At 68.6% G+C, this 7,725-nt stretch carries 9 protein-coding genes; 4 read left to right on the top strand and 5 right to left on the bottom strand.

What is annotated here, in order from left to right; translation table 11 throughout:
* A partial coding sequence (locus AC3XYG_RS09590; protein WP_489139596.1) for a response regulator occupies nt 1-270 on the bottom strand: 270 nt, incomplete at its 3' end.
* Nucleotides 267-1,601 (bottom strand): ActS/PrrB/RegB family redox-sensitive histidine kinase, encoded by a 1,335-nt coding sequence (locus AC3XYG_RS09585; protein WP_489139595.1) that lies wholly within the window; start codon nt 1,599-1,601, stop codon nt 267-269. The genes AC3XYG_RS09585 and AC3XYG_RS09590, both read right to left, overlap by 4 nt.
* A 54-nt stretch (nt 1,602-1,655) precedes the next feature.
* On the opposite strand from AC3XYG_RS09585, the gene AC3XYG_RS09580 reads away from it, so the two are divergent.
* From AC3XYG_RS09580 to AC3XYG_RS09570, 3 genes are all read left to right on the top strand, one after another.
* Nucleotides 1,656-2,417, top strand: a complete 762-nt coding sequence (locus AC3XYG_RS09580; protein ID WP_489139594.1) for an ABC transporter ATP-binding protein — start codon at nt 1,656-1,658, stop codon at nt 2,415-2,417.
* Between the two features lie 123 nt (nt 2,418-2,540).
* Nucleotides 2,541-2,936 (top strand): endonuclease domain-containing protein, encoded by a 396-nt coding sequence (locus tag AC3XYG_RS09575; RefSeq protein WP_489139593.1) that lies wholly within the window; start codon nt 2,541-2,543, stop codon nt 2,934-2,936.
* 2 nt (nt 2,937-2,938) lie between these two features.
* The gene (locus AC3XYG_RS09570) at nt 2,939-3,754 is read left to right on the top strand and encodes an ABC transporter permease (protein ID WP_489139592.1); all 816 of its coding nucleotides are present in this window, start codon (nt 2,939-2,941) and stop codon (nt 3,752-3,754) included.
* 3 nt (nt 3,755-3,757) lie between these two features.
* Here AC3XYG_RS09570 and AC3XYG_RS09565 read toward each other — a convergent pair whose 3' ends face one another.
* Nucleotides 3,758-4,246 (bottom strand): LEA/WHy family protein, encoded by a 489-nt coding sequence (locus AC3XYG_RS09565; protein ID WP_489139591.1) that lies wholly within the window; start codon nt 4,244-4,246, stop codon nt 3,758-3,760.
* Between the two features lie 98 nt (nt 4,247-4,344).
* On the opposite strand from AC3XYG_RS09565, the gene AC3XYG_RS09560 reads away from it, so the two are divergent.
* Nucleotides 4,345-4,866, top strand: coding sequence for a cupin domain-containing protein (locus AC3XYG_RS09560; protein ID WP_489139590.1), 522 nt, complete (start codon nt 4,345-4,347; stop codon nt 4,864-4,866).
* Between the two features lie 7 nt (nt 4,867-4,873).
* On the opposite strand, the gene AC3XYG_RS09555 is transcribed toward AC3XYG_RS09560, so the two are convergent.
* Together AC3XYG_RS09555 and AC3XYG_RS09550 are read right to left on the bottom strand one after the other, a co-directional pair.
* Entirely contained in the window at nt 4,874-6,178 is a 1,305-nt protein-coding gene (locus AC3XYG_RS09555; RefSeq protein WP_489139589.1) for a glycoside hydrolase family 130 protein, read from the bottom strand.
* Nucleotides 6,179-6,232: 54 nt separating this feature from the next.
* On the bottom strand, nt 6,233-7,725 hold a 1,493-nt coding region (locus tag AC3XYG_RS09550), incomplete at its 5' end, for a glycosyltransferase (RefSeq protein ID WP_489139588.1).

The following is a 7,725-nucleotide window of genomic DNA, read 5'->3' as shown; positions in this document are numbered from 1 at the left end:
CTCATGCAGCACGGGCACGATGTCCAGGCCGTTGCCGTCGCCCAGCCGCAGGTCCAGCACCGCGAAGGCGGGGGCGACGCGGCGGGCCAGGTCGATGCCGGTGGCCAGGCCGTCGGCGGTCACCACCTCGAAGCCGCGCTTCTCCATGGCACGGGCCAGGCGGGTGCGGAAGGCGATGTCGTCGTCGACGATCAGCAGGCTCCTCGCCGCGTCGCGCGCCGGCAGGGGCGCCGGCTGCTCGGCGGTAAGGGTCGCGGGGGTGGTGGTCATGACCAAGTCCTCTCTTTCCTCTCAAATTTATGCCTCGGCCACGCAACTGCAATAACCGCGCCGCCTTGCGGGCCATTCGAGAAGGACAGGTGTGCCCCGCTGTGTTCGAGCAGCGTGGCCGCGATGAAGATGCCCAGGCCCATGTGGTCGCTGTCCTCGCCGCGGCCGGAGACATAGGGTTCGCCCAGCCGGCCGAGCAGCGCCAACGGGAAGCCTGGGCCATCGTCGACGATCTTCAGCACGACGGTCTTCGGTCCAGATTCGGCTGATATCTCCACCCGGTTGCGCGCGAATTGCAGCGCATTCTGGATCAGGTTGCCCAGGCCGTGGATCAACTCCGGCGTCCGCCGCAGCACCAGCGTCTGGCCGGGCGGGCCGTCGGCGGCGATGATCGACAGGCGGCGATTCTCCGAATGCAGGTAGGTTTCGGCCGCGGCCCCGGCCAGCGCCGGCAGGCTCATCAGCCGGAACGGGTCGCCGTCATCGGGTTCCGGCCGCCGGGCCAGCTCGGTCAGGATATCGCGGCAGCGGGCGACCTCCTGCTCCAGCAGGGCCAGGTCCTCGGTCATCGGGCTGTCGGCCGGCGCCTCGCGCCGCATCTCGCGGGCGATCAGGGTGATGGTGCCCAGGGGCGTGCCCAGCTGGTGCGCCGCGGCGGCGGCGAGGCCGCCGAGCAGCGAGATCCGCTGTTCGCGCTCCAGCGCCATCTGGGTGGCGCCCAGCGCGTCCGACACCTGACGGGCATCGGCCGCGACCTGCCAGACGTAATGGGCGATGAAGGTGATGGCGATCGCCATGGCGATGCCGACGCCGAGGTGATAGGGCGACCCGCTGGAGGGCATGCCGCCGGGCATCGGATAGTGCCAGAAGGCGAGCAGGATGATGCCGAACAGGGCCAGGCCGGTCAGCGTCGCCGTGCTGCGATAGCTCAGCAGAGTCGCCGATACCGTCAGCGGCGCCAGCATCAGCACGACGAAGGGGTTCAGCAGCCCGCCGGTCAGGAACAGCAGTGCCACCAGCTGGGCCAGGTCGTAGCCGAGATACAGCGCGGCATCGCGCTCCACCAGCCGCAGCCGCCATTTGCCCTGCAGGAAGGCCGCGGTGTTCAGCGCCACCGAGATGGCGACGATGGCCAGCGCCGGCCACAGCGGCAGCGGGTAGTTCATGAAATAGTGGACGAACAGGATGCTGACGGCCTGGCCGGCCACCGCGACCCAGCGGATCTTGATCAGCGTGATCTGGCTGATCCGGGCCTGCATCCGCCGTCCGGGCAGCGCCTCGGGCAGCTCCGGCATCGGGCGCACCGCGCCCGTCGCCGCAGCACCGCTCACGGCCTGCGCCGGCCCCTGGTCATTTCCCGTTTGCCCGTCCATTCTCGGTCCACCATGCTCTCCGACAGCGTCATCATAGCCGAGCGGCTGACCAAGCGCTTCCACCGCAGTGCCGCGGCCGCGGTGGACGGCATTTCCTTCGCCGTGCCGCGTGGCGCCACCGTCGCCCTGCTCGGCGGCAACGGCGCCGGCAAGACCACCACGATCTCGATGCTGCTGGGTCTGCTGCTGCCCAGCGGCGGGCGGATCACCGTGCTCGGCCGCGACATGGCGAAGGACCGCTACGCCGTCCTGCCGCGGATGAACTTCTCCAGCCCCTATGTCGATCTGCCGCATCGGCTGACGGTGAAGGAAAACCTGGCGGTCTACGCCCGGCTCTACGGCGTGCGCGACCGCCGCACCCGCATCGCCGAGCTGGCGGAACTGCTGGACCTCACAGGCTTACTCGACCGGCCCTCGGGCAAGCTGTCGGCCGGGCAGAAAACCCGGGTGGCGCTGGCCAAGGCGCTGGTCAACACGCCCGAACTGCTGCTGCTGGACGAACCGACCGCCTCGCTCGACCCCGACACCGGCGACTGGGTGCGCAGCATGCTCGAACGCTACCGGGCGGAGCGGGGGGCGACCATCCTCTTGGCCAGCCACAACATGGCCGAGGTCGAGCGCCTCTGCGATAGCGTGCTGATGATGAAGGCCGGCAAGATCGTCGACCAGGGTTCGCCGGACGAGCTGATCGCCCGCTACGGCCGGACCGACCTGGAGGAGGTGTTCCTGGACATCGCCCGCGGCAGCGGCCGGGCGCTGGAGGCGGCGCAATGAGCCTGGGCACTCCTCGCATGATACACGCATCATATCGTAGGACCTTTTATGCGTAGCCTCTCCGGCTTGCGGGAGAGGTCGGAAATTCGCAGGATTTCCGGGTGAGGGTGAGGTTACTGACAGATGGTTCGCACCGATCAGGCACGTCGGCTCCGTCGCCACGGGACGTTGGCGGAGGCTGTGCTTTGGCGGCGTCTGCGCAATCGGGGCCTTGCTGGCGCGAAGTTCCGACGGCAGCACCCGATCGGTCCCTATACTGCGGATCTCTGCTGTGTCGAGGCCGCGCTGATCGTCGAAATCGATGGCAGCCAGCACACGCAGGCTCGCGACGCCAAGCGGACCGCTTTCCTGGAAGGTAGTGGTTTCTTCGTCCTCCGGTTCTGGAACAATGATGTGCTGACCAATCCCGAAGGTGTGTTCCAGCGGATCGAAAACGCCCTCACCCGGAGCCGCTTCGCGTCTCCGACCTCTCCCGCAAGCGGGAGAGGCAACGCAAAAGAGCCGGTAGGACCGTCTTAGCCATGGCGCCTGCCCCGCCCCGCAATTCCGCTATTGGCCGCGTCTTCGCGGTGATGCTGCGCCATCTCTACATCCTGCGCGGGTCGGTGCCGCGGCTGGTCGAGCTGGCCTATTGGCCGACGGTGCAGATGATCGTCTGGGGGCTGATCACGCAAAGCCTGGCGCCGACCATGAACTGGCAGGCCCAGGCCGCCGGTATCCTGATCTCCGCCGTGCTGCTGTGGGACCTGCTGTTCCGGGCCCAGCTCGGCATGTCGATCTCCTTCCTGGAGGAGATGTGGAGCCGCAATCTCGGCCATCTCTTCGTCAGCCCGCTCAGGCCCTGGGAATGGGTGGCGGCGCTGATGGCGATGAGCCTGATCCGCACCCTGATCGGGGTGGTGCCGGCGGCGCTGCTGGCGATCCTGCTGTATCACTGGAACATCTTCAGCCTCGGCCTGCCGCTGCTGGCCTTCTTCGCCAACCTGATCGTCACCGGCTGGGCGATCGCGCTGGTCGTGCTGGCGCTGATCCTGCGCTACGGCATGGGGGCGGAAGGGCTGGCCTGGGCCATCGTCTTCGCCATCGCGCCGATCAGCGCGATCTACTACCCGGTGGCGGTGCTGCCGGGCTGGCTACAATGGGTGGCGCTGGCGACGCCGCCGGCCCATGTCTTCGAAGGCATGCGCGGGCTGCTGCATGGCGCGGGCTTCGATGCCGGCCATTTCGCCGCCGCGGTCGGCCTCAACCTGATCTGGCTCGGCATCGGCTGCGGCACCTTCATCTACGGCTTTCACCGGGCGCGCGATCGCGGTTCGTTGCTGCAGCAGGGCGAATAAAGCTCAGAACCCCAGGATCGAGCTGCGCAGCGAATCCGGCAGCGAGAACAGCGTGCCGTCGTCGCTGTAGGGGATCTGCCGGCCGGCGCTCAGGAACACGCCCTGGACCCGCCATTTCAGTTCGCCGCGGCGGCCGATCGTGGCCAGCTGGTCGACCAGGCCGAACGCCGATCCGTGCAGCGGCAGCTCCACCCGCTGGTCGCCATGCGCCGGCAGCAGGAAGGGGCGGTCGCTGCGGCCGCTGCCGAACTCCCGGCCGTTCAGTTCGATCGTCGCGGTCATGGCATCGACCTGGAGGCCGGTGCCCGCCTGCTCCTCCACCCCCAGCAGCACCGCCCAGCGCTGTTCGAACAGGGTGCCGTCCAGCGGACGCAGGTCGACGATCCGCACCTTGGGCGGCGGCGGCCCGCCGAACGGGCCGGCACAGGCGGCCAGGATCCCGGCGGGCAGGAGGGCGAGCAGGGTGCGGCGGGAGGTGGAGGATCGGTTCATGGTCCCGAGGCTCGGCTGCAAATCTGTCAGCGACATGGCATCGCCGATCGGGCTCGGCTAGTCTCGTTCGATCTTCGTTCGCCCCGGGGGAGGCAGACATGACATCGACGGACCGCCCGTCCTGCATCGCGCATTGGACCGAGATCGAGGGGCCGGACGACAGCCACTACAAGAACGATGACGAGCTGATGAGCATCGGCGCGCCACTGGCCCGGCATTTCGGGCTCGGCCGGCTGGGCATCCATCACGAAAGGCTGCTGCCCGGGCGCCGCACCTCCTTCCCCCATGCCGAGAGCACGGAGGAGGAGTTCGTTCACGTGATCGAAGGCACGCCCGATGTCTGGCTGGACGGCACGCTGCACCGGCTGAGGCCCGGCGATTCCGTCGGCTTCCCCGCCGGCACCGGCCAGAGCCACAGCTTCCTCAACAACACCGAGGCCGAGGTGCGGCTGCTGGTGGTCGGCGAGACGCCGCGGGCCGACAACCGCATCATCTATCCGCGCAACCCGGAGCGGAAGCCGATGCGCGACGATTGGTGGGACGATGTGCCGACGCGCCCGATGGGCGACCATGACGGACTGACCGACAAGGTCCGGGCCTGGAAGGCGACGAAGGAATAGGACCCCGTCAGCCCTCCATGGTCTGCAGCAGCGTGGCGATCTTGATCGTCGCGAAGTTTGAGAAGGTGTCGGACACCGCATAGGGCAGCACGATCTGGTCGTGATGCCGCATGGCGCCGCAGGTGTAGACGACATTGGGAACGTAGCCTTCGCGTTCCGACGGTTCCGGCCGGACCAGCGGCTCGCGCGACCGTGCCAGGACCTTGGACGGGTCGTTCTTGTCGAGCAGCGCCGCACCGATTGCGTATTTCCGGACCGGGCCCACGCCATGGGTCAGCAGCAGCCAGCCCTCGTCGAGCTCGATCGGCGACCCGCAATTGCCGATCTGCACGAACTCCCAGGGGAAGCGCGGCTTCAGCAGGAGCTGGCCGCCCTCCCAGCGGTGCAAATCGTCCGACAGGATCAGGTACAGGTTCTCATTGTCCTGCCGGCCGATCATGGCATAGCGGCCGTCGAGCTTGCGGGGGAACAGGCCCATGCCCTTGTTGCGCGCGGCATCGCCGCGCATCGGCGACATGCGGAAGGAGACGAAGTTGGTGGTCTCCAGCATCTCGGACCGGATCGCGCGGCCGCTATAGGCGGTGTAGGTGGCGCGGTAGACCGTTCGCCCATCCTCGTCGAACTCGACGAAGCGGGCATCCTCGATGCCGTTGGCCTGGGCGTCGGTGACCGGGAAGATCACCCGCTCGCTGATGTCCTCGTCCGGCTCGAACACCAGCTCGACTTCGTCGCCATCCGGGCCGGGTGTCTGCTGCCGGATTTTCGGCACTGAGGCCAGCCGGGCCGACGGATCGATGGCCACGCTGCCATCGGCCGCGATCGTCCCCGACCGGAAGGTCAGGGACGAGATATGACCTTCGCCGACGGCGCGCAGGCTGAGGATGAAGCGGCGGCCACCCTCCGGTGCGCCGGACTGGTCGGGATGCGACACGATGCTGGGGTTGAACAGCGCCGCCGCCTCGAAGGCGTATTCATGCAGGAAATAGGCGCCGACCAGCTGGCGCTGCGCCTGGGTGAACAGCGCGTGGCTGGCGAATGCGTCTTCCATCTCGTCGGCCCGGGCCTCGAACTTCTCCAGCAGATGGCGGTGGCGCCCCTGGAAATTGTCCAGCACTTCGGCCAGCAGGCTGTTGGTCTCGCCCGGATCGAGGGCCAGGACCCGGTCGACGATATGGTTCGCCCGGGTCTTGGCGGTGTGGTGCAGGTCCCGGGGTTCGGTCGCCACCGATTCGATCGCCGGCTTGAATGGGCGCACCAGCACCCGTGCGGGGTCGGGGCGCAGATAGAGGGCCTGCCGGTTCAAGAACGTCACTTGCGACAAGGGATCCTCGGTTCATTCACGGGGCGGTCGGGAAGGGTCATGCGGCTAGGCCAGGCGCGGCACGAATTTGGCGCGGCCGTCGCTGACGCGGGCGATCCGGCGGATCTCAGACAGGCCAAGCAGGTAGGACACGACCGATTCGCCGCCCCGGTTCTCGTTCAGCCGGTCAGGGTGCAGGCCGTCGCGGCAGCTGCCGGTGTCCGGGTCGACCAGCGACTGCGACAGGTCGTTGCCGCCCAGGAACCAGGCGAAGGCGCGCGCCGCATCGGCTTTCCATTCGGCGTCGTCATCCGCCCGCCACGCCGCCAGGCAGGCCGAGATCGCCGCCGCGGCCTCCAGCGGCTGCTGGTCGAAGGGCCGTGGCGCCCTGCGCCTGTCGCCGAAGCTGTCGGACCCGACCGGCCGGAACTGGCCGGTCGACGTCGTCTGCAGCGCCATCAGCCAGTGCAGGGTGCGCAGGCCGGCATCGATGAAGGCCAGCGACCCCGTGGCCATGCCGGTGACGATCAGGGCCTGGGACAGGCGGGCATTGTCATAGGACAGCCCCTCCTCGAACCACACCCAGTCGCGGGTCTCGACCGCCGCCAGGATCGAGATCAGCCGGTCGGCCAGATCATGCCGGATGCGCTCGGCGGCGGTGTCCTCGGGTACCACGGCGCAGTAGCCGTCGAGCCCGAGCAGGGTGAAGGCCCAGGCGCGGGGGGATGCGAAGCCCTCGACCGGCGTCAGCGCTTCGGCGAACAGGGCGGTCGCCCAGCGCCGGCGCGATGGGCTGGCGTCGCTGCGGGCGCATTCGCCCAGGGCCCACAGCGTGCGGCCATGGCTGTCTTCCGAGCCGGTGTCTTCGAGCCAGCGCCGGTCGAAGCTCATGAAGTTGCGGAACCGCCGCGTGTCGGGGTTCCAGGCATGCTGGACGAAGCTGGCCAGCCGGGCCGTCAGGGCCTCGGGCAGGCGCATCTCACGCGGGTGGTTCAGGGCACAGGCCACCAGCAGCGCGCGGGCATTGTCGTCGACGCAGTAGCCATGGGACCGGTCGGGCACCGAATGGACCGCATGCTGGAACAGCCCGGTGTCGTCGCACATCGACAGGAAATGGCCGATCTGCATCTCCGGCGTGGCGACGCCGTCGGTCGAGGGCACGAACTGGTCGGGCCGCTCGATCACCCGCAGGCGCTGTCCGCGCCGGGCGCGTTCGAAGGTGGCGAGGTAGCGCTCCGCGGTCCGCGCCCAGGTCATCGACCGGCTGCTGGCATAGGCGCGCTTGCGCATGGCCTGCCGCCGGTCGTCGTCGGTCAGCAGCTCCGCGATCTCGCGGCCGATGGCCTCGGCATCGCCGAACGGCACCAGGATGCCGCGGCCGTCGGCCAGCAGCTCCTGGGCGTGCCAATAGGGCGTCGACACCACCGCCTTGCCCAGCCCGAAGCTGTAGGCCAGGGTGCCCGAGGTCATCTGCGCCTCGCTGAGATAGGGCGTGACGTAGACGTCGCACATCGCGATGAAGTCGAGCAGCGTGGTCCGGTCGACGAACTGGTCCAGCA

The organism is Inquilinus sp. (assembly GCF_057815775.1).
This window is presented reverse-complemented; position numbering and strand designations above follow the sequence as displayed.

Bases quoted from the DNA above. Each gene is read 5' to 3' on its own strand.
- AC3XYG_RS09580 (WP_489139594.1), top strand. From the start codon at position 1,656: ATGCTCTCCGACAGCGTCATCATAGCCGAGCGGCTGACCAAGCGCTTC.
- AC3XYG_RS09575 (WP_489139593.1), top strand. From the start codon at position 2,541: ATGGTTCGCACCGATCAGGCACGTCGGCTCCGTCGCCACGGGACGTTG.
- AC3XYG_RS09570 (WP_489139592.1), top strand. From the start codon at position 2,939: ATGGCGCCTGCCCCGCCCCGCAATTCCGCTATTGGCCGCGTCTTCGCG.
- AC3XYG_RS09565 (WP_489139591.1), bottom strand. From the start codon at position 4,246: ATGAACCGATCCTCCACCTCCCGCCGCACCCTGCTCGCCCTCCTGCCC.
- AC3XYG_RS09560 (WP_489139590.1), top strand. From the start codon at position 4,345: ATGACATCGACGGACCGCCCGTCCTGCATCGCGCATTGGACCGAGATC.